Here is a 25,226-nt window from a genome sequence, read left to right as displayed (position 1 = left end):
TGAAGCGTTGAGGCCACCCAACAACCAGCGAAAGAGAGCACACCCCATGGACGGCAAGATCGCGCTCGAAGAGCACTGGGCGATTCCCGAGACGCTGCAGGACTCGGCCGGCTTCGTGCCGAGCACCCACTGGGAGGAACTGCAGGCCCGACTGGTCGACATCCAAGGCCGCCGGCTCAAGCTGATGGACCAGCACGGCATCGAGACCATGATCCTCTCCCTCAACGCGCCCGCCGTGCAGGCGATCGCGGACCGGGCGCGTGCCGTGGAGATCGCCCGACGTGCCAACGACGCTCTCGCCGAGCAGTGCGCCCAACGCCCCGACCGGTTCCGCGCTTTCGCGGCGCTGCCGATGCAGGACCCGGACGCGGCCGCGGCGGAGCTGCGTCGCTGCGTGACCGAACTCGGATTCGTCGGCGCGCTCGTCAACGGCTTCTCGCAGGACGCGGCCCAGGGCGACGGCGAGCTGCCCCTCTACTACGACCTTCCGCAGTACCGCGCGTTCTGGGCCGAAGTCGCCGACCTCGACGTCCCGTTCTACCTCCACCCGCGCAACCCGCTGCCACGCGACGCTCACATATACGACGGCCACCCGTGGCTGCTCGGCCCCACCTGGGCGTTCGCCCATGAGACCGCGGTCCACGCGCTGAGGCTGATGGCCTCAGGGTTGTTCGACGAGCACCCCTCGCTGCAGATCGTGATCGGTCACATGGGGGAGGGAATCCCCGCCATGCTGTGGCGCATCGACAACCGCAACGGCTGGGTCGAGCAGCCGCCGGCCTACCCGGCACAGCGACGCCTCGTCGACTACTTCACCGAGAACTTCCACATCACCACCTCCGGCAACTTCCGCACCCAGACCCTGGTGGACGCGATCCTTGAGATCGGGTCGGAGCGGATCATGTTCTCCACCGACTGGCCCTTCGAGAACATCGACCACGCGGCGAACTGGTTCGACTCGGCATCGATCTCCGAGGCCGACCGGGCCAAGATCGGGCGCACCAACGCCGTCAAGCTGTTCGGCCTGGACCGATGACGGACGGCACGGTGACCGTCGTGCGCCCACGGCTGGAGCCGTTCACGCACACCGCCGCACCGACCAGGATCGTCTTCGGACGGGGCGCCCTGGCCCGAATCGGCGACGAGGTCGAGCGACTCGGCTGCCGTCGCGCTCTGGTACTGACCACTCCCCAGCAGCGAGAGCAGGGCATCGAGCTCGTCGCGGCCCTCGGATCTCTCGCGGCAGGGGCCTTCGACGGCGCGACCATGCACACTCCCGTGGCCGTCACCGAAGAGGCCACCGTGCGTCTGGCCGAGCTCGACGCCGACTGTGTCGTTGCGTTCGGCGGTGGCTCGACCACCGGCCTGGGGAAGGCCGTCGCCAGCCGTACCGGCGTCCCGCAGGTCGTGGTGCCCACCACCTACGCGGGCTCGGAGGTGACTCCGATCCTGGGAGAGACCGAAGGCGGGGTCAAAACGACGCGGAGCGGCCCGGAGATCCTCCCGGACACCGTGATCTACGACCCGGACCTGACCGACGGACTGCCGGTTCCGCTGAGCGTCACCAGCGGCCTGAACGCCATGGCCCACGCGCTGGAGGGGCTCTACGCCCGCGATGGCAGCCCGGTGTTCTCAGCGTTCGCCGAGCAGGGGTTGCGCGCCTTTCACGACGCACTGCCGGCCCTGCTGGATCACCCGGGAGACCAGGACGCGCGGGACCTGGCGCTCTACGGGGCGTGGATGTGCGGCACCGTGCTCGGCGGAGTCGGGATGTCGATCCACCACAAGATCTGTCACACCCTCGGCGGCAGCCTGGATCTGCCCCACGCCGAAACCCACGCCGTCCTGTTGCCCCACACCATCGGCTACGTCGCCGAGGCGGCCGCCGACGCTCTGATCCCCGCCGTCGACATATTCGACGACCCGCTGGGTGCGGCGCTGTTCGACTTCGCCTCGTCACTGCGGGCACCCCAGCGGCTGCGTGACCTCGGCGTGGCGGAGTCCGACCTGGACACCGTGACCGACCTGGCGCTCGCCAAGCCGTACTGGTCCCCCCGGCCGCTGGAACACCAGGGCATCCGCAGCGTCCTGCACGACGCGTGGGCCGGGAAGCGACCCTCATGACCATCCTGCACGACCATGACCACCCCCACGACACACGAGGAAGCGCGATGACGTACCTCACCGAAGAACGTTCCGTGGACACCGTTCTCGGCCGTAACGATCCCACCGCCGACACGCGGCTGCTCGAAGTGATGTCCAGCCTCGTGGAGCACCTCCACCAGTTCGCCAAGGACGTCGCGCTCACCCCCCGGGAGTGGGAGGAGGCGATCTCGTTCCTCACCCGCAGCGGTCAGCTGTGCTCCGAGGAGCGACAGGAGTTCATCCTGCTCTCCGACGTGCTCGGACTCTCGATGCTCGTCGACGCCCTCAACCACCGACGGCCCTCCGGCGCCACGGAGAGCACCGTGCTCGGCCCCTTCTACGTCGAGGGTGCCCCGAACCGTGAGATGGCTGAGGACATCTGCCTCGACGGCAAGGGAGACAGCTGCCTGTTCCGTGGCCGCGTGCTCGACCTGACCGGGCGCCCCATCGAGGGTGCCTGCCTCGACGTGTGGTCCGACAACGCCGAGGGCTACTACGACGTCCAGCAGCCGCACGTGCAGCCCAAGTGGAACAACCGGGGCCGCTTCTCCACCGGCGACGACGGCACGTACGCGTTCCGCGGCATCAAACCCACGTCCTATCCCGTTCCTGACGACGGCCCCGTCGGGCAATTGCTGCGACGCCTCGGGCGGCATCCCTACCGGCCGGCGCACATGCACTTCATGCTCAGTGCCCCCGGTTTCCAGAAGTTGGTGACACACACCTTCGTCGCCGGTGACCCGTACCTCGCCTCGGACGCGGTGTTCGGGGTGAAGCCCTCTCTGATCGCCCACTACGAGAAGGCAGACGGCGGCGAGGGGACGCACCAATGGCTCTGCGAATTCGACTTCGTGCTCGTCCCCGCCGACCAGGGCGGCCAGGACAGCGCCCCGCCCACGTCAGACTGATGTTCCTCGACACCTCCCCCGCCTGGTGTAGCGGCTGGCGAACCGGCCGCGGAGCAGCCACGAGCTGATCACCGGGCTCAAGGTCCTGGCGGTACAGGAAAACATCTCCCGCACCCGGGCGGAGATCCACTGGTCCGAAGACGCGCTGGCCTGGGTGGAAGGCCTGCGGCCGGCGCGCTGACCACACAGCAGACAGGAATCAAGGATGATTTCGACCCACGCACCGGTCTCCGACGTGGACATATTCAGTGACGAGGTCCTCACCGACCCGTACTCCGCCTACGAAGACCTGCGCGGTCTCGGGACGGCGGTCTACCTGTCGCGGCACGACTGCTGGGCGCTGCCGCGGTACGCGCAGGTACGTGCGGCGTTGGGCCATCACGGGCGGTTCTCCTCGGTCGGCAGTGTCGGCCTCGAACCGGCTCTGAACGAGCGGCGCAGCGGCGGGGTCCTCGCGTCGGACCCGCCGGAACACGACGTGTTGCGCGGCGTCCTGTCCGAGAGCCTCGCGCCCCGCGCCCTCGCCAGACTGCGGACGGACATCGGCCGCCGGGCCGAGGACCTCGTCGCCCCGCTCGTGGAGCGCGGAACCTTCGACGTGGTCCGGGACCTGGCCCGGGTGTTCCCCGTGAGCGTCGTCGCCGACCTGGTCGGGATGCCCCTGGCCGCGCGGGAGGAGGTTCTGCGCTTCGCCGACGCCTTCTTCAACACCTTCGGCCCGCTCAACGACCGCACCAAGGAATCCTTGCCGGTCGCTGACGCCCTGTTCGACCGACTCACCACGATGATGAGCCGGGACAACCTCGAACCGGGCGGCTGGGGCGAAGCCGTCTACCGCGCCGCTGACCAAGGGGTGATCGGCGAGCACCAGGTCGTGCCGTTGCTGCGCGCGTACCTCGTGGCGAGCATGGACACCACCATCAACGCGATCGGCAGCGGTCTGTGGCTGCTCGCGGAGCGGCCCGAAGCCTGGCAGGCGCTGCGAGAAGACCGGAGCCTCGTGCCGTTGGTGTTCGAAGAGATCCTGCGCTACGAATCGCCCGTTCAGATGTTCTTCCGCAGGACCACCTGCCCCGTCGAGTACGAGGAGGCGGTGATCCCGGAGCAGGCACGCGTAGCTCTGCTCTTCGGGTCGGCGAACCGGGATCCCGGCAAGTGGACCGATCCCGAACGCTTCAAGCTCGACCGGGCGCCAATGGACCACGTCGGGTTCGGATACGGCGTGCACGGCTGCGCCGGCCAGGGCCTGGCTCGCATCGAGGCGCAAGCGATCTTTTCCGCCCTGCTCGACCGTGTCGACCGCGTCGAGCTCGCAGGCTCGCCGCGTCGACACCTGAACAATGTGATCCGCGGGCTGGACAGCCTGCCGGTCACCGTCACCACGCGAAGGGTGTGACCGTGAGCATCGAACTCGTTCCCGGCCGTTGTGAGGGGCACGCTGTCTGCGAGGCCATCGCGCCGGAGGTGTTCCAGGTGGACGACGACGGAATGGTGCAGCTGATTCTCGGCGCTGACCACGACGGCGAACTCGCCCTCGCGGCGGTGCGTTCCTGCCCTGTCGCGGCGCTGCGGGCGACGTCGTGAAGCGAATCGTCGTCGTAGGCGGCTCGATCGCGGCGGTGACCGCCGCGAGCTGGCTGCGAGTGCGGGGCTTCGACGGGACGGTCACGCTCCTGAGCGCGGAGACGGAGCCGCCCTACACCCGGGTTCCCCTGTCCAAGACCGTGCTGTCCGGCCAGGCGACGGACGCCTCCACCGCACTACCGCCCCTCGACGGCAGCGTCGAACTGCGACTCGGGGCGCGAGCCGCCTCGTTGGACACCAGGGCACGCCGGGTGATCCTGGAGAGCGGCGAGCCGGTGCCCTACGACGGTCTGGTGATCGCGACAGGGGGTCGGGCCCGGCGGCTGAGTCCTCCCGGTATGTCGGGAGAGCGGGTGCTGCGCACGCTCGCCGACTGTGCGGCCCTGCGCGAGGACCTGACACACGCTCGCAGCGTCCTGGTCGTCGGAGCCGGGCTGCTCGGCATGGAGATAGCGTCGACGTGCCGCACCCTCGGCCTGACGGTCACGGTCGTCGACCGGGATCCGCCCCTGTCCCGGGTGCTCGGGCCGGTGCTCGCGGAGGTGGTGACGAGTGCCGCACACGAGCAGGGCGTGGAGATGCGGAGGGTACCCAGCGGCGTCCGACTGGTCGGATCGCACACACTTTCAGGCGTCGATGCTGGCGGCGACATCCTCACGGCTGACGTGATCGTGTCCGCGGCAGGGGACGTGCCGGCCGTCGACTGGCTCACCGGTTCAGGCCTGACACTCGACGGCGGTGTGGTCACCGACTCCCGTGGCCGCGTCGCCGACGGCATCGTGGCGGCAGGGGATGTGGCGGTGGTCCGCGGTACCCGCCGCCGACCTCACTGGACCAACGCGGTGGAGCAGGCGCGGGTGGCAGCGCAGGCGTTGCTCGGGGAGGATGCGGCCGGGTCAGGGCTTCCGTCCTACTTCTGGACCAGCCAGTTCGGCGTCGACGTGAAGATCGCCGGCGAACCAGCCGGACTGGGCGAACCGGACCTGGTCGAAGTCGACGGCAGGTCGATGCTTCTGCGCTGGTCGGCGGGGGCGGCTGCGACCGTGAACCACGTGATGCCGGTCCGGAAGATCCGGCAGTTCGCCGCCTCCGCGCAGTGACCTAGCGGGGGATCCGCTGCTGTGCACCCGACTCCTCGATTCGATCGTTGTGCCATGCCATGCCCCGCAATCCCCTCACCCGTCCTGGCTTCCAGCCCCGCCTGCCCGCGGCGTCCGGCGAGGGTGCTGTCGGGGACGGGCGCGAGCTGTGCCCCGCCGGACGGATGGGCGGGCGAACGCCCGCCGACGTACGAGCCCGTGGCCCCAGAGGATTTCGGGCGGCGGCCGGCGGACGGAACTCCCCGACCCTGCCCGTGCATGCCGCGGTTGTCCGACCGGTCAGGTTCCGTCGCGCCCCGCCCGGATCAGACTCCGAAATTCAGGCCGAGGCCGCCGACGGCCCCCGACACGCTGTCGGGGGTCGTCGGCGGCCTCGGAGACACCGGAACTGACCTGGACCCTGTCCGCGAGGGGTTCTTCCGGTGTGTTCCCGGGGCGGGCCCCGGCGGGGAACCACGTGGACTCAGGTCGGGGACCTCTACTGACCGGGGAGAGACCGGGGGCACGGTGGGGAGTCAGGGCAGGGCAGGCCACCGCGCCCCCGGAGCTGAACGGACGCCCCCGCGTCAGGCGCCGATCATGTTGTATCCGCCGTCGGCGTTGAGGTAGACGCCGGTCATGTGGGAGGCGTCGTCGGTGGCGAGGAAGAGGGCGGTGCCGGCGAGCTCGGACGGGCCGGGGATACGGCCCATGGGGGTCTTGGCGATCAGGTCCTCGCGGCGGCCCGACTTCCAGTCCTCCCGGTTGAGGAGGGTTTCGGTCTCGATGAAGCCGGGGGCGAAGGTGTTGACGCGGACGAAGGGCGCGAAGGCCTGTGCGTAGGACTTGGTGATGCCGAGGACGCCGTACTTGGCGGCGGCGTACTGCGGGGCCCGCATGCTGCCGCGCACGATCACGGTGGAGCCGATGTTGACGATCGCGCCGTGACCCTGGTCCAGCATGCGGGAGCCGATCTCGTGGACGCAGAGCATGGTCCCCTTGACGTCCACGGCGAGCAGGTGATCGACGGACTCCTCGGTGAGGTTTCGCCAGGACATCTGGTCGCCGGCCACGTCACCGACGTTGTTGACGAGCACGTCCAGGCCGCCGAAGCGGTCGAAGACCTCGCTCGCCATGCGGATCACGTCGGCGTGCACGGAGATGTCGGCCTGCACGGTGAAAGCCTCGCCCCCGATGTCCTTGATCCGGGCGACGGTCCGGTCGGCCCCGGCCACGGAGCTTCGGTAGTGGACGGCTACACGGGCGCCCTCCTGGGCTGCGCGCACCGCGATCTCGGCGCCGTAACCAGTACCGGCACCTGTGACCAGGACGGTCCGTCCCTCGAAGCGGCGGGGCATGGGCATGGAGGGTGGTGTGGTGTGCTCGGGCATGTTGGTCCTTGTCTATGCGGGGTGGATGTCTTCGGGGGCCGTGAAGCGCTGGTGGATCTCGCCGATGCCCTGGATGCGGCTGACGAGGTCGTCCTCGGCTGTGAGGTAGCGGGGCGGGTTCATCCGGTTGCCTACGCCGGCGGGGGTGCCGGTGAACACCAGGTCGCCGGGGGACAGCGGCAGTACGGCGGAGAGACGGGCGATGAGCTCCGGCACGGGGAAGACCATGGACTTGGTGCGGTCGTGCTGGACGGCGCGGCCGTTGAGGAGCCCGGTGATCTCCAGGTCGTCGGGGTTGTCGAACTCGTCGGCGGTGACGAGCACCGGGCCGGTGGGCCCGAAGCCGGGGAAGGATTTGCCGATGCTGAACTGGGCCGGTTTTCCCTGGAGTTGGGTCACGCGTTCGGAGATGTCCTGGCCCACGGTCAGGCCGGCCACCGCCTCCCAGGCGCGGTCCTCGCTCACCCGGTACGTCTCGCGTCCGATGACCGCGACGAGTTCGACCTCCCAGTCGACCTTGCCGTCGGGCAGGGCGACGGTGGTGTGGGGGCCGGTGATGCAGGACGGGAACTTGGTGAAGACGAGAGGCTCTTCGGGCGGGGTGAAGCCGGCCTCCGCCGCGTGCGGCGGGTAGTTGAGCGCCACGGCGAACACCTGGCGGGGACGGGGGACCGGCGCACCGAGCGCGTTGGGGTCGACCGGGATGTCGTACACCTTCTCGGGCAGGCCGGCCGCCCAGTCGCGTACCCGGAGCCAGTCCTCCAGCAGGGTCATCGGGTCGCGGGACAGCAGCCCCCGGGAGGCGGAGGCGATGTCGCAGGCCCAGTCGCCGTTGACCACGACGGCCCGGCCGTCCAGGACACCGAGCCTCACCAGTCCACCTTCTCCGGTACGGGGGTGCCGTGCCCCTCCTGCCAGCTGACGATCGGGGTGCGCAGGACGCCCAGGCGTTCGACCTCGGCCTCGACGACGTCGCCCGGCCTGAGGTACATGTCCGGGTCGCCGCTGAAGCCGGCCACACCCTGGACGGTGCCGGTGGTGACCAGGTCACCCGTGCTGTAGGTCTGCGGTGAGTGGTAGGCGACCAGGTGCGGGATGGAGACCGACATGCGGTTCGTGTTGGACTTCTGCCTCACCACGCCGTTGACGCGCAGTTCCATGTCGAGGTTCTGCGGGTCGGGGATTTCGTCGGCGGTGACGATGTACGGGCCGAGCGGGCAGAAGGTGTCGATGGCCTTGCAGAAGGAGAAGACGCCGGACTCCATCTCGCGGCGCTGGATGTCGCGGGCGGTGATGTCGTTGAAGACGACGTAGCCGGCGATGTGGTCGGGGGCGTCGTCCACGCCGAAGAACTTGCCCGGCCTGCCGATGACCACGGCGATCTCCAGCTCGTAGTCCAGCTCGCTGGTCAGGTGCTCCGGGTAGATGACCGGCTCGTCGGGACCCACGATGGCGTCCACGTTCTGGAAGAAGACGATGCCCTTGTGCATGGGGTGGGACCAGTCGACGTGCTTCGACTCGTCCTCGTGCTCACGGAAGTTGCCGGAGGTGTGGAAGAACTTCTTCGGCACGATCGGCGCCCGCAGTTTCACGTCATCCAGCGACAGGCGCTCCCCGGTCTCCGCGATCTTGCCCTCGCGCTCGAAGTACTCCTGGGTGCTTCGCACCTCCAGCGGGAGCACCAGCCGCTCCTCCAGTTCCAACCTGCCGACCCGGCCGTCGTCGAAGGTGATCAGTTTCACGAGAGTCCTTCTTTCGTTGGGTGAAAGTGATATTCACCAGATGAACGCTGTTTGGGTATTGATGGACCGTTAGGGCAGTTCAAGGTCACTCACCTGCGAAAACTCGAAGCTGCAGGGCGAGGGTGGAGTAGTAGCCGACCAGGGTCGTCAGTTCGAACAGGCCCCGCTCGTCCAGCGCGGACACGGCGTCGGCGTACTCCTCGTCGTTCAGCCCGCCGCGCTGCAGCAGCGCGGAAGTCGCCCGCAGGGCGGCCAGCTCGACCGGGTCGGTGAGTTCTGGCGCCGTGCCGGTGCGCAGGGCGGCCAACTCCTCGGCGGTCAGGCCGACGGCCCGGCCCATGGCCTCATGGGCATCGCGTTCGAAGGCGCTGTTCCAATGTGCGGCCACGGCGAGGATCGCCATCTCCCGCACCCTGTCACCCAGCGCGGAGCCGTAGCGCACGGCCGCACCGAGGGCCTGCACCGCGAGGCCCACGGGCGGACTGAGAAGCATGGCGTTGAACGGGCCGAGCAGCCGCCCGTCCGGATCGGTCAGTGCGAAAGCCTGCTGCCCGGTCGCGCGCGGACCGCCGGTGATGGCCCGATAGACCTCCGCCTGTCGCTCGTTCAGCTCTGCGGGCGGCAGCCCGGCCAGTCGTGCTTGCATGGTCCTCCTCGTTGCGTAGCGTCTTCGCGACAGCGACGTCCGTACATGGAAATGAACGGGCCTCCGGATTCCTGAAGCAGTTGCCCGGACGGCGCCCACCGCCCCGCCCCAAGGGTCCTGACGCTCGGCTCCTCCGACCTGCGCGGCACGGACCTGGTGGAACCGGCCGACGGGCCACTACTGCGCCGGGCCGCGAACAACCGGCTGGACGGTCAACCCCGGCACCCTGTTCGATGACCGGGTGCTGTATCTCGTCCGGCTGCGCAACAACGGCCTGGTGACCGCCGACGTCCAGGTCGGCTCCCGGCTTCCGGCGGTCGGTCCGTCCATCGGCAGGGTGCTGCCGGCTGGTCATGACGACACGGAGCTGGAGCAGCACTGACTGAGACGTCCTTCACCGGGCCGACCGGCCCCGACGCGAGGCGGTCGCCAGCCGAGCTGAGGTCGGACCTGACGGCGGTCCGCAAGCAGGGCTGGGCGGTGCAGGACGAGGAACTCGCCTACGGGCTGCGCTCGGTGGCCGCCTCCGGGCGGGATGTGTCTGGGGCGGTGGTGGCCGCCGTCAACGTGGCTGTTCCCGCGATGGAGTTCCCGGTCGGCTGTCTGCTCGACGAGCTGCGCCTCCCTTTGCTGGACGCCTGCCAGGAGATCACGCGACTGCTCGGCGGAACTGACTTCGAGGCCTGCTCATCATGATCGGTGCGGTCAGACCAGTGTGCGGCCGCCGTCCACGTACAGCACCTGCCCGGTGACGAACGACGCCTGCCGCGAGGCGAGGAAGAGCACAGCACCGACCACGTCCTCAGGAGTGCCCAGGCGCCCGGCCGGGACCAGGCCCACCATCTCCTCGCGCATCCCCGGCCGGTCCAGGTATTCCCTGGTCAGCTCGGTCTCCGTATAGCCCGGGGCGACCGCGTTGACGGTCACGCCGTCGGCCGCCCACTCCCGGGCCATCACCCTTACCAGCTGGTCGAGGCCGCCTTTGGTCGCCGCGTAGGGAGCATGGTGCTTGTGCGCGAGTCGGGAGGAGACCGAGGAGAAGAACACCATGCTGCCCCCGCCGGACTTTCGCATTACTCGCCCGGCCGCCCGCCCCGCGTAGAAAGCGCTCGACAGATTCAGCGTGAGAATCCGCTCCCACACCTCGTCGGGGGTGTCCACCACCGGGCGGCGGTCGTTCGTGCCCACCGCGTGCACTACTACATCCAGCCCGCCCAGCTCGTCGGCCACCGCCGTGACGGCCTTCTCGCACTTGGCGGAAGTCGTCACATCGGCTGGGAAAACCTGCACATCGGAGTCGGCGAGCGTCGGGTCGTCGCGCAGTGCCCTGAGCCGCGACTCGTCCACGTCCACCACGGCCGGGTGCGCCCCGGCCTCTGCCAGGCCCCGGACGCAGGCGGCGCCCAGCCCGCCTGCTCCCAGGACGAGTGCCCGGCGGCCTTCCAGACCCAACCATCCCACGGTAACTCCTCATGTTTCGGTGAATAAGAGTGACTTTCAGATGATCTAGTGCGAGATGGGACCAGTCCCGTGGCGTCGTCTGTCGCGTCGACGCCTTGGTCGCCATCCGGGGCCGACACCTTGACTTCTTCGCCGAGTAGAGGAGTTGCAGCAAAGGGGCCACACCTGACCGGTGCTGGCCGTACCCGGACCGTGCCAAGCCGCTGGTGCAGCGGCACAGCGGTTACGCGATCTGCTCGCCGACAACGCGGTCGACGAGCGTGCGTCGAGCCGGTGGTGTCGTAGACCTCCCTGACCGGCGTTCCGCCAGTCAGGGACTCGGTCAGGGGACACCTGCCGTTGACCATCAAGGCACACACGGGAAATCGGTCTCCCGTCTATACGGGCTCTTGATAGTCGCCGGCGACGAACTGGTTCATCGCGGCGGTCTGATCCCTTTCATCCCCTGGCCAGTCGGCCATGTTGTTGCCGAACTTGTCGCTGACGTAGTTGGTGCACTCACCCGTTGAGGACACGCCTGTGGCGTTCACCTCGTCTGCGCGGCGTTTCCACGCGGTCTCCGCTTCCTCGCGGACTTCCAGGGCGCGCACTCCGATCTTGTCCATGTATTCGATGGACTTGACGACGTAGCTGCTGGTGATCTCACCCGTCCGCAGTCCATTGCCGGCGGTTCGGCAGTTGGGTCCGGACCCACCGACCAGATAGAGGTTCGGGCATTGGCTGACCATGAGTCCCTTGTAAGCCCGGGGGTGCCCCGCCTGGGCGTCTGCGACCGACTGGCCATCGCGCCGGTGGACACGATTGAGAATGTGTGTACCCCAATGAAAGCCGGTAGCAAGGACGATCGTGTCGACCTCGAAGCTCCGACCGCTGAGAGAAATGATCTCCCTCTCCGTGATCTCCGCCGCTGCTTCGGGGACGAGTTCGACGTTCGGCTGCTGAAGCGCTTGGTACCACTTGTCGCTGTGGCCGGGCCGTTTGCAGCCGAGGTTGTGGTCGGGGGTGAGGAGCTTCCGGAGTTCTGGATCAGGCACCTGCTCCTCGAGGTACTGCAACGCCTTCGCCGTCATGATCTCGAGCTGGGCATCCCGCTCCGGACCGCTGCCGTTCAACGTCCGGAAGAACGAAGACCTCCTCGCGTCTTCCTCGGTACGTGCCTGCAGCAGTAGATCCTGATTCGCCGCGAACTGCTGCCGTTCATCTTCCGAGAAGGTGTGATTGTTCATCGGCATGACCCACGTCGGCGTCCGCTGGAATACCTTGACCGACGCTGCCACGGCTTGCATGGCCGGTACGATCTGCAGCGCGGAAGAACCCGACCCCACCACGGCCATCCGGTCCCCCTGGCCGGTATACCCTTCCGGCCACTGCTGGGAGTGAAAGATCCGACCCGTGAAGACGTCCCTGCCCGGAATCCTGCCGTCGATCGGGACGTCCAGGAAGCCGGTTGCCAGCACGAGGTGCTGCGCGAAATACCTCCCGTTGGAGGTGGTGTCAACCGCCCATGACTGCGCCTCCGAATCCCACGAGCACGCCGTCATCTCGGTGTTGAAGTCGGTTTTCTCGTACAGCCTGTAATCCTTGGCCAAGCTGCACAGATACTCATACACCTCCGATTGTGCTGGATATGTATGGCTCCAATTGGCGTTCAGTGCGAACCCGAATTGATAAATTGCTGCCGGAGTGTCAACTCCACATCCTGGATATCGATTGATAAACCAAGTCCCACCGAATTCGGAGTGTGCGGTGATGATTCTGTAATCTATCCCTTCCTGCTGCAGGCGGGCGGCAATTGCGATCGCGTTGCCTCCAGACCCCACAATCAGAACCTTCGAATTCTGGCTCATCCTCACTCCTCGGTGATGCACGGTGCGACGGTAATTGGACGCGACTCGTCGGAGCGGTGAAGGACCAGGTCGTTGACCAGCGTGGTCTCGGGTACCTGGTCCTCCCTCGTAGCGACGAGCAATGATCGAGATGCCGTGCGCGATCTGCCGACTTTGGCTCAGTGGCCGAGTCTGGCGAAGGCCGGCGAAAGAAGCGGAAAACTGGCCCTTCGGCCTTGGCGGGGAGGCCTTGTTCGTGCCGCGATATCCGCAGCCGACAGGTCTGGCCTTCTCGACCTGGATCTCGTGCGTGCGCTTGTTTCGAGCGAGTCGCGGTTGAGGGCGCGAAGGCCCCCGCCGCACCCGGGTCGGGCGGGAACGTCCAAGGTCCGCAGGTGGACGGTGTCCGCTTCCGGGCGGTAGCGGCACACTGCCCTGCGTGCAACGGGGCCGCGCCAGTTGAGTTCTGCTGACTTGTCCGTACTTTATGTGCTGATTCGGATGCAGAGCGGAAGACTTGTTATATTCGAAAAGTGACCGATGATTTCGAGCAGCGAACCAGTAGCTCCAAAGGACAGCAACAGCGCCGTCGGCGCTCGGGCAATCCTCGTCGTCGGCACGACCCGGAACACACCCGTCAGGCCATCCTGGATGCGGCGAACATCGAGTTCGGTAGACACGGGTTCGACGGGGCGCGTGTGGTGCGGATCGCTGCCGCTGCCGGTGTGAACCACCAGCTGATCACCTATCATTTCGGCGGCAAGCAGGGTCTTTACGACGCCCTCAGTGAGCGTTGGACCGCCAAGAGCGCGAACATGGTCAGTGTCACCGAGCCGTACGCCGAGATAGTCCGGGATTTCGTGCGCTGGGCTCACGACGACAAGGTGGCCGTTGTTCGCACGCTGGTTCGTGCCGAGCTCGACGGCAGGCGGTCTCCTACCGACGAGGGGGCGGCCCGGCTCCTCGGCATTGTCGAGGAAACGAGGAAGAGGCAGGCCAGGGGGGAGCTCCGGAGCGACCTTGATGCCGGCGTGCTGACGCTGGCCTTCTTCGCCGCGAGCATGGCGCCGGAGCTGCTGCCCCAGCTGGCGGCCACCGTCACCGGCGCGGATCCGGCCTCCCCCGAGTTCATCGACCACTACGCCGATCAGTTGGCGCGCGTTGTGTACGCACTCGCCGAAGCCCCTGCGGGAGGAGCGGCCGTGGGCCGGATGACTCCTCCCGAGGACACCCCCGAGACGCCGGATGAGTATCAGCCCGACAGCTGACGACGTGTCGGCTGTACGTCTTTGCAGTCAGCTGACGAGCACACCCCGCCGGACCCTCAGCGGAGACGTCAGACGCCTCGATCCGGGTGATCTCGCGCCGGCGGTCGGTGTGCTGAAGGAAGTCCTCCGCGCCACGAAATGCCCCACTGCGGCATCTGCGACAAGGCGGTGGGGCAATTACATGGCGCGCGCACGGCATCGAGCCAGGCCGCCTCTGCCAGTTCCACCGTGGTGCCTTCGACGGGGCGGGCGAGGATGGCGGCACGTGGTCAGAGGTCGAGCTCCAGGTGGGGTGAGAGCGCCCGGGACCAGCAGGTGGTGAACATGCCCTTGGCGTGCTCGTCATCGGTGAGTACGTCGTCGCGGTGGTCGGGGTTGCCCGCGAGCACGCGCACGACGCATTCGCCGCAGATGCCCAGCTGGCATGAGTACGGCGCGTCAACACCGTTCTCCAGCAGCACGTCCAGCACACTGCGCCCTTGCGGTACCAGGTACTCGGTGCCCGTGGAGGCCAGGCGCACGGTGAAGTCCTGCTGTCCGGCTTGGCTCGGTTCCGCGGCGGCGAGGTCGTTGCTGAACCGTTCCTTGTGCAGGGCCTCCACCGGCCAGGCCAGCGCCTCGGCCTTGCCCAGCACGAAGTCCATGAACCCACCCGGACCGCAGACGTAGACCGCCGTGTCCGGCTGTGGATCACCGAGGTCACGGGCGATGTCGAGCAGTTGGCCCGGCTCTCCGTCATCGAAGTGAAAGGTGACGCGGGGATCGCTGGCCAGTTCCGACACGAACGCGGCACTGGTGCGACTTCGCGCGGAGTAGTGCAGTGCGTAGTCGCCGCCCTCCTGATCGAGGTGCCTCGCCATCGCCAGCAGGGGAGTGATGCCGATCCCGCCAGCGAACAGCAGATGCCGTCGGGCATTGGCGAGTGGGAAGCGGTTGCGCGGTGCCGAGATTTGCAGCCGGTCACCCGCCTTCAGCGCGTGCATCGCCTTCGACCCGCCCCGTGAGGAGGGCGCGTTCAGCACGGCCAGGCGGTAGTGCCCGGTGTCGGGTGGTCCGCACAGAGAGTACTGACGGACCAGTCCCGAGATCATGACGTCGATGTGTGCGCCGGCGCTGTAGGCCGGGAGCTCGGCCGCGCCGGGGGAGGCGAGGTCGAGTACCACGATGTCCTCGGTCACGGCGGAGTGGGACACGACCACCACCTCCGTCCACGTCACGGCCAGACCCCTCTCAGGCTTCGGTCGTCGGCGCAGCCGCCGGGGCCCGGTCCGCCGTGGCTGCGGTGAATATGCCGCCCTGGATGTGGCGCGGCTGCTCGTCGACCCTGCTCACGCCGAGCGGGTCACGGCCGGCCTCCACGTCGTCGACCATGGTGTTCAGCAGGCGGCGCAGCATCACCACACCGCGGTCGCTGGTCGCCAGGGTCTCCTCGGAGTGCAGCGTGATCGGGCCCTGGGACTCCTGCGCCTCGCCGTCGCCGGGGAACTGCTGGCGCTCCTGTTCGGTCATCTCCCACGGCATCTTGCCGTTCTGCAGGATGCCGAAGGCGAACCGTCCCAGCCGATCGGGGTCGCTGGTACGGAGAGAGAAGAACATCCGGTGGTGGGTGTCGTCGCTCGGGACGACCCACAGCACCAGGTCGGGCCGCGCATCGGGGGTGACCTTCACGAAGTCCGGCAGCGTGAAGACGTTCGGCAGGTGCTGCTCCATGATGTAGACCAGCTCGTTCCCGGTGCCGGTCTCCCGTTTGTCCAGGTAGCGGTACTCGTACCTCGTCCCGTACTCGGTTTTCGCGTAGGAGATGTTGGCGGGGAACAGATCGGGGTCGTAGAAGTTGTCTGGGGTGCCGGTGGTGCCCACCCCCTGCATCTGCTGGCCGCTGTGCTGGGAGTGCAGCCAGGCGACGTGCCCCGGGTCGATCGTGTTCTCCCACAGCTGCAGCCAGTTGAAGTCGGCCACCAGGCCGGTCGGCGGCAGTCCGGGGGCAGGCATGTCGGCGTAGTACTGCTCGCCGTCTTCCAGCGGCTCCAGACAGTCGTAGCGGGGCAGGGCGGGCTTGCGGTCGGGCGGGCCCATGTAGACGAACACCAGGCCGTACCGCTCCTCGACGGGGTACCACGGCTGGCGCGCGACGTCGCGACGCAGACCCTTGTCGGGCTCGAGTACCTGCTCCAGGCAGTGGCCCTGCACGTCGAACTTCCAGCCGTGATAGCAGCAGCGGATGCCGTCCTCCTCGACGCGGCCGTAGAACAGGCTGCTGCCCCGGTGCGCGCAGCGCTCGAAGACGACGCCGGGGCGTCCCTGGCCGTCACGGAAGACGACCAGGTTCTCGCCCAGGACGCGCGTCCGGTGCGGTGCGTCGGAGGTGAGACCTGCTGACGAAGCGATCGGGTGCCAGTACCGGCGCATCGCCTCGCCCATCGGCGTGCCCGGGCCGACCTCGGTCAGACGTGCGTTGTGCGACGGCGCCTTGCGGCCATAACCGGTTCCGGTGTCCACGGTGGAGGGTTCAGTCATGACGTTCTCCTTGTCAGTGCGGAACGCATAATTCCGCCGATCTTGGTTGCCATCCTGTGCCTCTGATGAAAGTTTGTCAATAACATTCATCAGAGGTTGGAGTGCGCTGGCGTACGCTCCCCGAGGCCGTTGCCCTGGCCGCCATTTGGCCGCCATACAGCCGTGACGCGTGCGTGGATGTCTGCCCGCCGTCTGCCGGAGGCACAGCCGCCGAGAGACGGGTCGCCCAGGGCGACAGGGCCGTGCTGCCCCAGGCATGGAAGCGCCTTATCGAGCCGTAGCCGGTCACCGGGCCGGCCCTTGAACCAGGCCCTGGTCATGAAGCGGACAGAACGGTCCGCGCGATCTCCGCGCAGACGGCTGGGTCGCCGCCGCCGATGCCGAGACCGGCGACCACTCCTGCGCCGTCGCGGACAGGCAGGCCGCCGGGGACACTCAGAACCGGGGGTATCACCAGCGGCGCAAGGGTCTCGGCCCGGCCGTACCGGGAGTCGAGAGACTCGCTGTCGCAATCGAAGAGTGCCGCGGCGCCGGCTACCGCCTGCGCGACGGCCACGCCGCCGGCCGACCCGCCGTCCATCAGGTCCTGCTGGATCGGGTCACCACCGCGGTCCACGACGGCCACCGCCACCCGGAGACCCCGGCGCGACGCCTCCTTGATGGCGGCGTCACAGAGCGTCTTCGCCCAGTCGAGTTGAGCCTGCTGGCTCGCCTGGGGTGCGGGTGTCATGCCGAGGCTGTCGGCCCGGTCGATGACAAGGTCACCGAAACGCTCTTTCCAGCGTGGGTAGTCGTCCCCGTGATGCCCGATGTAGGGACCGTCGACCGCGTAGGCGCTCACCAGGTCCTCGGGATTGGCCGGCTCGCCATCCACGGTGACGAAGCGCGGGTCCACGTCGGCGGGAAAGTACGGGCTGATCCTCGCGCCCGAGGCCGCGAGGCCGGCCACGACCACACCGTCGACGGATATCGGCATCGCGCCCGCGCCGGGGAACACCGCCTGAGGACAGGCCTGGGCGAACCCGGCGGAGAGTGCCGCGGGAACCGTTGCCATGTGGTGCAGGTGTTCCGAGCTCGGGGACTGTTCCACCGCGGAGATCCACGCCTTCGACCATGCGCGTTTCATCCCGCCGGCTCCTCCGCCGTCCATCCGGGACGCTGTGATCAGTACCCCGCTCGCCCCTACGACGGCGATCGCCCCGCTCACTCCTACCTGCTCGGCCTTGTCCACCGCGCGCCGCACCAGAGCACGAGCCTCGGTCAAACCGAGATCCCTGGGATGCGGCCCTTCCGCCTTACTCATGGTCTGTACTCCGCTCGCTCAAGCCCTGCCTCCCGTTCGCCTCCGGGCACCCTGAGGCAGGGCATTTCCTTGATCCCTTCGCCCTCGGGACCCCTGGGGCCCTCTCACAGGCTCGGGATCCGAACAAGGCCTCACCGCTTCGGATCAAGTCCCCGATCCACACTCAGTGTTGGGCACCCCGCAAAATGGATGGGAAATCAGCCCCATGGCGAGGGGACTGTACGAGCTACCTGCACGTGCGCCGACGGACCCGGGTTGGAGCAGAGCCGCGTTGCCGGCAGGGCGGCCCCGTGATGCTGCTCAGCGGGTGCAGGTCCTCGGGCGGTTGCCAGAAGCGGGTGCCGGATCCGGTCCGGGGCTGTCTCGACCAGAGGTATCCGCAGGCGCTCCTTGACCGCACCCGCGGCGCTGATCTCGCCGGTCGGGTCGTCGGTGCATGCCGCAACCGCGCGAGCCGCCGCCCGGAGAGCTGATCCCCGGCGGCCCGGAGCATGCGCCGGCGTGGGTGCGTCCGCCCCGGGGCCTCGCCGCGCCCACGCAGATCGTGGCGTGCGAGGGCAGTGATTTTCGCCGCGATTTTGGCCCGCTCGTACAAGCTCGTCGCGGCAACTGCACATACATACCGAGCGCCTGGACCTGCGACACCGTCTTCCGCAGCGACGGGGCCGGGGCAGGCGCCGCCTGATGAGAGGAGCCCTCCATGACAGCAGTCGAGGGAATGGACCTGTCCGTGCGGACCCAGGACGGTGCGGCGGATGCGTACTTCGTCCGGCCTGACGACTCCGTGCCGCACTCCTCCGTCCTCTTCTACACGGATGTCATGGGCGTGCGACCCAGCGTGAAGGAGCGGGCAGATCGACTCGCCTCGGCCGGCTACGCGGTTCTGGTTCCCAACGTCTTCTACCGCAGCACGCCAGCACCTGTCGTGGAAATGCCGGAGTCTGTCACGGAGGACGCACTCTGGAGCATCCTCGACAAGACGGGGCCGCTGGTGCAGGCGCTGACCCCGACAGACGCCATGCGCGACGCCGTGGGCTGGCTCGACTGGTTGGAGGCCAGCCCGCACACCAGCGACGGTCCCGTCGGCGTCACCGGCTACTGCTACGGCGGCATGCTGTGCCTCCGCACGGCCGGCGGCTACCCGGACAGGGTCGCCGCCGCGGCCATCATCCACGGCTCGCACTTGATCACCGAGGCCCCGGACAGCCCGCATATGGTGGCTGACCGCATCAGGGGTGAGGTCTTCTTCGCCAACGGTGACAAGGACACGATCATGACGTACGAGGAGATCGAGCGCTTCAACGAGATCCTCTCCGCGGCCGGCGTCCGCTACCACAGTGAGATGTACGCCGGCGCCCAACACGGCTTCTCCGCGGCCGATCTGCTGCCGCTGTATGACAAGGCCGCGGACGAGCGTCACTGGGCCGGCCTGCTGGACCTGTTCGGCCGCACTCTCTGACAAGTGGTCCTTCTCAACGCGGCAGGCACAGGGGCGATGCCCGTGTCGGTTTTCGGGACGGCGTTGCCGGGTTGGCGATTGGTTCGCCACACGAATACAAGGTGAGTGCATGGACAAGGTGGTCACCACGGCTGACGAGGCCGTGGCGGATATCCGTGACGGGGCGTCGATCGCGGTCGGCGGCTTCGGCCTCAGTGGCGTGCCGAACACACTGATCCAGGCGGTATACGACAGGGGCGTCGGTGGCCTCGGCGTCGTGTCCAACAACTGCGGCGCCCTGGAGTCGGGCCTTGCGGTCCTGCTCTCCGCGGGTCGCATCACCCGCATCACTGCCAGCTACATCGGCGGGAACAAGGAGTTCGCCCGCCAGTACCTCGGTGGCGAACTGGAGCTTGAACTGATCCCGCAGGGCTCGCTGGCCGAACGGCTGCGGGCCGGTGGCTGCGGCATCCCGGCCTTCTACACACCGGCCGGCGTCGGCACCCAGGTCGCCGAGGGCGGCCTGCCCTGGCGCTACGGCAGCGACGGCGCGGTGGCCATGTCCTCGCCGTCCGGGGAAATCCGTGAGTTCGACGGCGTCGAGTACGTCCTGGAACGCGCCATCACCACCGACTTCGCCTTGGTGCGGGCCGCCAGGGGCGACCGGCACGGGAACCTGGTCTTCAACAAGTCCGCCCGCAACTTCAACCCGCTGGCGGCCATGGCGGGCCGGATCGCCGTCGCCGAGGTCGAGGAGCTGGTCGAGCCGGGTGCGATCGACCCCGATCAGATTCATCTGCCGGGCATCTTCGTCCAGCGCGTGGTGGCGCTCACCCCCGAGCAGACCGCCGACAAGAAGATCGAGAAGCTCACTGTCACGGCCCGGGAGGTGCGGGCCTGATGGCCTGGACACGCGACCAGATGGCCGCCCGCGCGGCCCGGGAACTGCGCGACGGCGAGTACGTCAACCTCGGCATCGGGCTGCCCACGCTGATCCCCAACCACCTTCCCCAGGGTGTCCACGTCGTGCTCGAATCGGAGAACGGCATCCTCGGCACCGGCCCCTTCCCGTACGAGTACGAGGCCGACCCGGACCTGATCAACGCGGGCAAGGAGACCGTCACCGTCCTGCCCGGAGCCTCGTTCTTCGACTCCGCCTTGTCGTTCGGCATGATCCGCGGCGGACACATCGACACCGCCGTCCTCGGAGCCATGCAGGTCTCTGCCCGCGGTGACCTGGCCAACTGGGCCGTTCCAGGCGCCATGGTCACGGGCATAGGCGGGGCCATGGACCTGGTGCACGGGGCCCGGCGGGTCATCGTCGTCATGACTCACACCGCCAAGGACGGCAGCCCGAAGATCGTCGGCGAGTGTTCGCTGCCACTCACCGGCAGAGCATGCGTCAACCGCGCCATCACCGACTTGGGCGTCCTCGACGTCACCGAGGACGGCCTGATCCTGGTGGAGACCGCCCCCGGAGTCACGGCGGAGGAGGTCCGGGCGAAGACCGCCGCCGAGGTGACCAGATTTCACCGAGCATGATGATCCACCCGTAAGTGCCCACCAGGGCACTGATGAAGTGCGGCACGACCACGCTCAGCATGCCCAGGGCGGCGAAGACCGGCCACATGCGGGCGATGGCGTATGCCGGCACGAAACCGACCAGCAGACTCAGCAGGGCTGTCTCCGCCGAGATTCTGATCGTCGACATCAGTACGGAGAGGTTGGCGCCGCTGAGGGCGTCTGTGTACCAGTGGAGTGTGAAGGCACCGTTGTCACCCTTCAGACTCAGGGAGAGCACCCCGATGATCGGGTAGATGAACAGCACCAGCAGGAACACCGTGACGGGCACGGCGTTGATCAGGGCGATGCGGAGCGGTGCCCGCGCATCGCGGACGTTGCCCGGCTGAGGATCTTCGACAGCAACGCGGCCATGCTGCCGAGCAGTTCGCGTGCCACCTCCCGCGTGCTGTCGCGCATCTGCAGGACCTTGGTGACCTGTTGGTGGACCGTGCCGCCGAGCCGGGTGACCTGGAAACGGGCCAGGGTGTGGCGCAGCGCGGTGACTGTGGGGACACGGGGGTCGCGTGCGGACGGCATGAGGTTCTTCCAGCGGACCAGGCTGGCGCAGCGGGCCTTCGCATCCTCCGGGGACAGGGCGATACCGCGTTTCGCCAGGGCCTCGCTGACCTCCGCGGCGGACAGGTCGGTCAGCAGCGTCTGCGTGAACTGGTCCATGATGGCGAGGTATTCGGTTGCATTGTGGACCGTCACATACCTGAAGAGATCGCGCCGCTCGGCTAACTCGTCTTCGCCCCCGAAGTAGCCTTCCTCCGCTCCCGTCCCCCCTCTGGCTCCGGGCCGCAAGGGGCCAGGAAGGTACCGATGATCAGATTAGGGCCGGAAGCATCCACTTCCCGGCAATCGATCAGTAAGGACCGAAAATGATCGGTTTTTGACAGAGCGTCGGCCTGTGGGCTAGCGGAAGCCGTCCGCCAGCGCCAGTGTCTCGGGCCTGCCTGATCCGGCGGGTTCGTTGGCCTATATGGCTCCCGAGCCAGGGGTATGCTGCCGCGCCCAGGCGCTCCTGCTTTGTATCAGCGCACCGCCCTCGGGCCTGCCTTGATTTCTCCCTGCTCTCGACAAAACCCCTCGCAGCAGGCATCCCGTTAGTTACGGTCTGTACTTGCAGATAGCACCCGATGTTCGGTGCTCCGACAGATATCCACCGCAGTCGGCAGTACCCGACACCGCAAGACCGATACAGGGAACAGCAGATGACCGACTCTGAGCCCCGCAGCGCCGTCTACGGCCGTATCTCCGCACCTGCGAGCAGTCGGCAGTCACCGGCGGATCTCCTCGCCAGTGGCGATGCCGAAGAGGAGGTGGGGAAGGTAGCGGGTACCGAGGACTCCACGCCGTTGAAGTTCCACGTGGCTCTTTCCCCGGACGCGTATCTGCAGCTCGACGATGTGGTCAGTACCCGCCGGGAGATCCCGGGACGGGGCACGGTCGTCACCTCCGGTGTGGTGACCGAGGTGGTCGCCCGCCACGAGGGGGCCGCGTTCGGCTCGGACGTGTTCCTCATCGCCGACGGGATCCTGCCGGCGACCGTGCAGGAGATTGCCGAAGTCACCACCACCCGCGTCGACCCCGAGTGCTATGTCCCGCCCCGCCCCGGCGAGGCCGCCATCCGGGCCTCGGGCGCGGCCCGGGACGCCGCGCTCTACTTCGATCGGATGGACGCGCGTGTTCCCGCCGGCATCGGCCGCGACGGCGAACCGATCTATCTCAACCTCGAGTTCCTCGACGGCACCCGTGGCGCCCACGTGTCGATCTCGGGTATCTCCGGAGTGGCCACCAAGACCAGCTTCGCGCTGTTCTTGCTGCACTCGCTGTTCACCTCTGGCGCCCTGGGTGCCCGCGCGGTCAACGCCAAGGCCCTGATCTTCTCGGTCAAGGGCGAGGACCTGCTGTTCGTCGACCAGCCCAACACCCGCCTCGACGGGGAGCTGAGCGCCGCGTACGCCCAACTCGGCCTGCCCGCCCGGCCCTTCGCCTCGGCCGGCTTCTACGCCCCGCCGCTGCCCGGTGACACCACCGGCCGCCCCCACGTCGCCGGCAGGACCAGCGGCGTCACCGCGTTCTGGTGGACCCTGCATGAGTTCTGCGAACGCGAGCTGCTGCCGTATGTGTTCGCGGACGTCGAGGACGAGAAGAACCAGTACACGATCGTCGTGCACCAGGTCACCAGCCGGCTGAGCCGCGAGGCCCAGCCCGCAGGCAACGACGGCGCGGTCACAATCGACGGAACCATCCTCCGCACCTGGCGGGAGCTGGTCGACTTCATCTGCAACAAGGTCACCGACGACGTCACCCGCGCGGACTGGGCGGGCCCGGCCATCGGCCTGGGCACGGTGAACGCGTTCGTGCGGCGGCTGCGGTCGTCCCAGCGGCCGCTCGGGCCCCTGCTGCGCGGCGACCTGAGCACGGTCACCGACCACCCCGTGTCGCACTCCATCGACACCTCGCAGCAGCAGGTCACCGTGGTGGACCTGCACAACTTGCCGGAACGGGCCCAGCGGTTCGTCGTCGGTGTCGTGCTGGCCGCGGAGACCGCCCGCAAGGAGCAAGCCGGCCCGGGCGGCCTGCTGTTCACGATGGTCGACGAGCTCAACAAGTACGCCCCCCGCGAGGGATCCTCCCCGATCAAGGAGGTACTGCTGGACATCGCCGAACGCGGCCGCTCACTCGGCATCATCCTCATCGGAGCCCAGCAGACCGCCTCCGAGGTGGAACGGCGCATCGTGTCGAACTCCTCGATCAAAATCGTCGGACGGCTCGACGCCGCCGAGGCCGGCCGCCCCGAGTACGGCTTCCTGCCCGCCTCGCAGCGCCAGCGCGCCACGCTCGCCAGGCCCGGCACCATGTTCGTCTCCCAGCCGGAGATCCCTGTGCCGCTGGCCGTCGAATTCCCCTTCCCCGCCTGGGCCACCCGGCTCTCCGAGGTCGCCAGCCCCACCTTCTCCACCGGCATCCGCGCAGCCAGCCAGGCCACCGGCGGCGTGACGCGACCGGACCCGTTCAGCAGGCTGCCCCAGGCAGAGAGCGATCCGTGGCCCGACGACACCGACGACGGCGCCATCGACGAGCCGCCCTACTGACCGTCCGGCCGCCGCCCTCCCCGGCGCACCCACGCGCCCCGCTGCTCTGCCTCAGCCACCCGAAAAGGACCCAGCCCCGTGAAGTTCCTTCACACCTCCGACTGGCACATCGGTAAAACCCTCAAGGGCCGCAACCGGCTCGAGGAGCAGACAGGCGTCCTGCAAGAGATCACCCAGATCGCGATCGGCCACGACGTCGACGCCGTTCTCATCGCCGGCGACCTCTACGAAAACGCCGCACCGACCGCGGAGGCCCAGAGACTGGTCGTGCGCACCCTGCTGCGCCTGGCCAAGCAGGGCATCGAGGTCATCGTTATCGCCGGCAACCACGACCACGGCGCCACGTTCGAGGCCTACCGGCCGCTGATGAACGTCGCCGGCATCCACGTCTACGGCCAGGCCAGAGCGGCCTCCAAGGGCGGCGTGCACACCTTCCGCGCCAAGTCCACCGACGAGCCCGTCAACGTCGCCGTCCTGCCGTTCCTCTCCCAGCGCTACGCCGTCCGCGCCGCGGAGATCATCGCCAACACCCCGTCGCAGAACGTCGGCGCCTACGACCAGCTCGTCCGTGACGTCCTGGCCAACCTGACCGGAGCGTTCACCCCGGACGCCGTCAACATCATCATGGCCCACCTGACCTGCACCGGCGGCACCTTCGGCGGCGGCGAGCGACCCGCCCAATCCATCATGGAATACCACGTGCCGGCCGCCATCTTCCCCGTCGACGCCCACTACGTGGCCCTGGGACACCTGCACCGCCGACAGCACATCCCCGCCGCCTGCCCGGTGCACTACAGCGGCTCTCCCTACGCCATCGACTTCGGCGAGCAGAACAACATCAACGTCGTCTGCCTCGTCGAGGCCACCCCCGGCACCCCCGCCCAGATCACCGACATCCCCGTCACGGCCGGCCGCAGACTGCGCACCCTCGAGGGAACCGTCGCCCAGCTGACCGCCGACCCCGCCGGCTACGGCGAGGACTACCTCCGGCTCGTGGTCACCCAGCCCGCCTACGCCGGCATGCGCGACGACCTGTACGAAGCCCTCCCCAACGCCCTGCAGATCCTCATCCACCCCGATCACGCGAGCACCGGCGCCACGGCGGGGATCGGCGTCCACCAGCCGGTCAGGACGCCTGCGCAGCTGTTTGCCGACTACTGCGACAGCGTCGGTGTCAAAGACGACCGGGTCACGGATCTGTTCAACCAGCTGCACGACGACCTGACCCGCTCGACCGCCCGCTCCTGACCCCAG

25 protein-coding genes are annotated in these 25,226 nt (G+C 68.1%); 14 read left to right on the top strand and 11 right to left on the bottom strand.

From position 1 onward, the window contains the following. Nucleotides 1–46 precede the first annotated feature (46 nt). The 6 genes from tsdA to ACLZOT_RS29430 all read left to right on the top strand — a co-directional run bounded on the left by tsdA (nt 47) and on the right by ACLZOT_RS29430 (nt 5,737). Nucleotides 47–1,036, top strand: a complete 990-nt coding sequence (tsdA, locus tag ACLZOT_RS29455; protein ID WP_416972148.1) for a gamma-resorcylate decarboxylase — start codon at nt 47–49, stop codon at nt 1,034–1,036. Next, nucleotides 1,033–2,124: a maleylacetate reductase gene (locus ACLZOT_RS29450; protein ID WP_416972147.1), complete on the top strand. Its 1,092-nt coding sequence runs from the start codon at nt 1,033–1,035 to the stop codon at nt 2,122–2,124. Before tsdA ends, ACLZOT_RS29450 begins: the two co-directional genes overlap by 4 nt. Further along, entirely contained in the window at nt 2,121–3,053 is a 933-nt protein-coding gene (locus ACLZOT_RS29445; protein WP_416972146.1) for a dioxygenase, read from the top strand. Before ACLZOT_RS29450 ends, ACLZOT_RS29445 begins: the two co-directional genes overlap by 4 nt. A gap of 205 nt (nt 3,054–3,258) precedes the next feature. Beyond that, nucleotides 3,259–4,449 (top strand): cytochrome P450, encoded by a 1,191-nt coding sequence (locus tag ACLZOT_RS29440; protein ID WP_416972145.1) that lies wholly within the window; start codon nt 3,259–3,261, stop codon nt 4,447–4,449. Nucleotides 4,450–4,451: 2 nt separating this feature from the next. Further along, nucleotides 4,452–4,637: a ferredoxin gene (locus ACLZOT_RS29435; RefSeq protein WP_416972144.1), complete on the top strand. Its 186-nt coding sequence runs from the start codon at nt 4,452–4,454 to the stop codon at nt 4,635–4,637. Next, nucleotides 4,634–5,737 (top strand): NAD(P)/FAD-dependent oxidoreductase, encoded by a 1,104-nt coding sequence (locus ACLZOT_RS29430; protein ID WP_416972143.1) that lies wholly within the window; start codon nt 4,634–4,636, stop codon nt 5,735–5,737. The genes ACLZOT_RS29435 and ACLZOT_RS29430 overlap by 4 nt, the downstream gene beginning before the upstream one ends. A 566-nt stretch (nt 5,738–6,303) precedes the next feature. Here ACLZOT_RS29430 and ACLZOT_RS29425 read toward each other — a convergent pair. From ACLZOT_RS29425 to ACLZOT_RS29410, 4 genes are all read right to left on the bottom strand, one after another. Further along, nucleotides 6,304–7,080 carry an SDR family NAD(P)-dependent oxidoreductase gene (locus ACLZOT_RS29425; RefSeq protein ID WP_416972281.1) on the bottom strand — a complete coding sequence of 259 codons (777 nt, stop codon included), beginning with the start codon at nt 7,078–7,080 and terminating at the stop codon, nt 6,304–6,306. Between the two features lie 39 nt (nt 7,081–7,119). Continuing rightward, on the bottom strand, nt 7,120–7,980 hold the full coding sequence (locus tag ACLZOT_RS29420) for a fumarylacetoacetate hydrolase family protein (protein ID WP_416972142.1): 861 nt from the start codon (nt 7,978–7,980) through the stop codon (nt 7,120–7,122). After that, the gene (locus tag ACLZOT_RS29415) at nt 7,977–8,849 is read right to left on the bottom strand and encodes a fumarylacetoacetate hydrolase family protein (RefSeq protein ID WP_416972141.1); all 873 of its coding nucleotides are present in this window, start codon (nt 8,847–8,849) and stop codon (nt 7,977–7,979) included. The genes ACLZOT_RS29420 and ACLZOT_RS29415 overlap by 4 nt, the downstream gene beginning before the upstream one ends. An 85-nt stretch (nt 8,850–8,934) precedes the next feature. Continuing rightward, on the bottom strand, nt 8,935–9,495 hold the full coding sequence (locus ACLZOT_RS29410; protein ID WP_416972140.1) for a carboxymuconolactone decarboxylase family protein: 561 nt from the start codon (nt 9,493–9,495) through the stop codon (nt 8,935–8,937). 241 nt (nt 9,496–9,736) lie between these two features. On the opposite strand from ACLZOT_RS29410, the gene ACLZOT_RS29405 reads away from it, so the two are divergent. Together ACLZOT_RS29405 and ACLZOT_RS29400 are read left to right on the top strand one after the other, a co-directional pair. After that, nucleotides 9,737–9,877: a hypothetical protein gene (locus ACLZOT_RS29405; RefSeq protein ID WP_416972139.1), complete on the top strand. Its 141-nt coding sequence runs from the start codon at nt 9,737–9,739 to the stop codon at nt 9,875–9,877. Then, the gene (locus tag ACLZOT_RS29400; RefSeq protein WP_416972280.1) at nt 9,874–10,191 is read left to right on the top strand and encodes an IclR family transcriptional regulator domain-containing protein; all 318 of its coding nucleotides are present in this window, start codon (nt 9,874–9,876) and stop codon (nt 10,189–10,191) included. Before ACLZOT_RS29405 ends, ACLZOT_RS29400 begins: the two co-directional genes overlap by 4 nt. A gap of 9 nt (nt 10,192–10,200) precedes the next feature. Here ACLZOT_RS29400 and ACLZOT_RS29395 read toward each other — a convergent pair whose 3' ends face one another. Together ACLZOT_RS29395 and ACLZOT_RS29390 are read right to left on the bottom strand one after the other, a co-directional pair. Beyond that, entirely contained in the window at nt 10,201–10,956 is a 756-nt protein-coding gene (locus ACLZOT_RS29395) for an SDR family NAD(P)-dependent oxidoreductase (protein WP_416972138.1), read from the bottom strand. Between the two features lie 377 nt (nt 10,957–11,333). Then, a complete protein-coding gene (locus ACLZOT_RS29390) occupies nt 11,334–12,803 on the bottom strand; it encodes a flavin-containing monooxygenase (protein WP_416972137.1) in 1,470 nt (489 codons plus the stop codon). 512 nt (nt 12,804–13,315) lie between these two features. Between ACLZOT_RS29390 and ACLZOT_RS29385 the strand changes: the two genes are divergently transcribed. After that, a complete protein-coding gene (locus tag ACLZOT_RS29385) occupies nt 13,316–14,050 on the top strand; it encodes a TetR/AcrR family transcriptional regulator (protein WP_416972136.1) in 735 nt (244 codons plus the stop codon). Nucleotides 14,051–14,319: 269 nt separating this feature from the next. Here the strand turns inward: ACLZOT_RS29385 and ACLZOT_RS29380 are convergent, their stop codons facing one another. From ACLZOT_RS29380 to ACLZOT_RS29370, 3 genes are all read right to left on the bottom strand, one after another. Further along, nucleotides 14,320–15,243, bottom strand: coding sequence for a PDR/VanB family oxidoreductase (locus ACLZOT_RS29380; protein ID WP_416972279.1), 924 nt, complete (start codon nt 15,241–15,243; stop codon nt 14,320–14,322). Between the two features lie 37 nt (nt 15,244–15,280). After that, entirely contained in the window at nt 15,281–16,567 is a 1,287-nt protein-coding gene (locus ACLZOT_RS29375; RefSeq protein WP_416972135.1) for a Rieske 2Fe-2S domain-containing protein, read from the bottom strand. Between the two features lie 316 nt (nt 16,568–16,883). Next, nucleotides 16,884–17,870 (bottom strand): heme-binding protein, encoded by a 987-nt coding sequence (locus ACLZOT_RS29370; protein ID WP_416972134.1) that lies wholly within the window; start codon nt 17,868–17,870, stop codon nt 16,884–16,886. Between the two features lie 700 nt (nt 17,871–18,570). Here ACLZOT_RS29370 and ACLZOT_RS29365 point away from each other — a divergent pair. The 3 genes from ACLZOT_RS29365 to ACLZOT_RS29355 all read left to right on the top strand — a co-directional run bounded on the left by ACLZOT_RS29365 (nt 18,571) and on the right by ACLZOT_RS29355 (nt 20,850). Beyond that, nucleotides 18,571–19,329 carry a dienelactone hydrolase family protein gene (locus ACLZOT_RS29365; protein WP_416972133.1) on the top strand — a complete coding sequence of 253 codons (759 nt, stop codon included), beginning with the start codon at nt 18,571–18,573 and terminating at the stop codon, nt 19,327–19,329. Between the two features lie 109 nt (nt 19,330–19,438). Beyond that, nucleotides 19,439–20,209, top strand: coding sequence for a CoA transferase subunit A (locus ACLZOT_RS29360; protein ID WP_416972132.1), 771 nt, complete (start codon nt 19,439–19,441; stop codon nt 20,207–20,209). Beyond that, the gene (locus ACLZOT_RS29355; protein WP_416972131.1) at nt 20,209–20,850 is read left to right on the top strand and encodes a CoA transferase subunit B; all 642 of its coding nucleotides are present in this window, start codon (nt 20,209–20,211) and stop codon (nt 20,848–20,850) included. Before ACLZOT_RS29360 ends, ACLZOT_RS29355 begins: the two co-directional genes overlap by 1 nt. Here ACLZOT_RS29355 and ACLZOT_RS29350 read toward each other — a convergent pair. Together ACLZOT_RS29350 and ACLZOT_RS29345 are read right to left on the bottom strand one after the other, a co-directional pair. After that, the gene (locus ACLZOT_RS29350; protein WP_416972130.1) at nt 20,789–21,160 is read right to left on the bottom strand and encodes a hypothetical protein; all 372 of its coding nucleotides are present in this window, start codon (nt 21,158–21,160) and stop codon (nt 20,789–20,791) included. The two genes, ACLZOT_RS29355 and ACLZOT_RS29350, sit on opposite strands and share 62 nt — an antisense overlap. An 8-nt stretch (nt 21,161–21,168) precedes the next feature. Next, nucleotides 21,169–21,582, bottom strand: a complete 414-nt coding sequence (locus tag ACLZOT_RS29345; RefSeq protein ID WP_416972129.1) for a DUF2397 family protein — start codon at nt 21,580–21,582, stop codon at nt 21,169–21,171. A gap of 503 nt (nt 21,583–22,085) precedes the next feature. Here ACLZOT_RS29345 and ACLZOT_RS29340 point away from each other — a divergent pair. After that, entirely contained in the window at nt 22,086–23,972 is a 1,887-nt protein-coding gene (locus ACLZOT_RS29340; RefSeq protein ID WP_416972128.1) for an ATP-binding protein, read from the top strand. Nucleotides 23,973–24,050: 78 nt separating this feature from the next. Further along, entirely contained in the window at nt 24,051–25,220 is a 1,170-nt protein-coding gene (locus tag ACLZOT_RS29335) for an exonuclease SbcCD subunit D (RefSeq protein WP_416972127.1), read from the top strand. The last annotated feature ends 6 nt before the right edge of the window (nt 25,221–25,226 follow it).

This window comes from Streptomyces sp. 4F14 (genome assembly GCF_048159485.1).
GTDB lineage: Bacteria > Actinomycetota > Actinomycetes > Streptomycetales > Streptomycetaceae > Streptomyces.
This window is presented reverse-complemented; position numbering and strand designations above follow the sequence as displayed.

Coding starts and splice junctions, on each gene's coding strand:
- ACLZOT_RS29360 (WP_416972132.1), top strand. CDS start 19,439: ATGGACAAGGTGGTCACCACGGCTGACGAGGCCGTGGCGGATATCCGT.
- ACLZOT_RS29440 (WP_416972145.1), top strand. CDS start 3,259: ATGATTTCGACCCACGCACCGGTCTCCGACGTGGACATATTCAGTGAC.
- ACLZOT_RS29375 (WP_416972135.1), bottom strand. CDS start 16,567: ATGACTGAACCCTCCACCGTGGACACCGGAACCGGTTATGGCCGCAAG.
- ACLZOT_RS29410 (WP_416972140.1), bottom strand. CDS start 9,495: ATGCAAGCACGACTGGCCGGGCTGCCGCCCGCAGAGCTGAACGAGCGA.
- ACLZOT_RS29445 (WP_416972146.1), top strand. CDS start 2,121: ATGACCATCCTGCACGACCATGACCACCCCCACGACACACGAGGAAGC.
- ACLZOT_RS29370 (WP_416972134.1), bottom strand. CDS start 17,870: ATGAGTAAGGCGGAAGGGCCGCATCCCAGGGATCTCGGTTTGACCGAG.
- ACLZOT_RS29365 (WP_416972133.1), top strand. CDS start 18,571: ATGACAGCAGTCGAGGGAATGGACCTGTCCGTGCGGACCCAGGACGGT.
- tsdA (WP_416972148.1), top strand. CDS start 47: ATGGACGGCAAGATCGCGCTCGAAGAGCACTGGGCGATTCCCGAGACG.
- ACLZOT_RS29355 (WP_416972131.1), top strand. CDS start 20,209: ATGGCCTGGACACGCGACCAGATGGCCGCCCGCGCGGCCCGGGAACTG.
- ACLZOT_RS29390 (WP_416972137.1), bottom strand. CDS start 12,803: ATGAGCCAGAATTCGAAGGTTCTGATTGTGGGGTCTGGAGGCAACGCG.
- ACLZOT_RS29450 (WP_416972147.1), top strand. CDS start 1,033: ATGACGGACGGCACGGTGACCGTCGTGCGCCCACGGCTGGAGCCGTTC.
- ACLZOT_RS29340 (WP_416972128.1), top strand. CDS start 22,086: ATGACCGACTCTGAGCCCCGCAGCGCCGTCTACGGCCGTATCTCCGCA.
- ACLZOT_RS29425 (WP_416972281.1), bottom strand. CDS start 7,080: ATGCCCATGCCCCGCCGCTTCGAGGGACGGACCGTCCTGGTCACAGGT.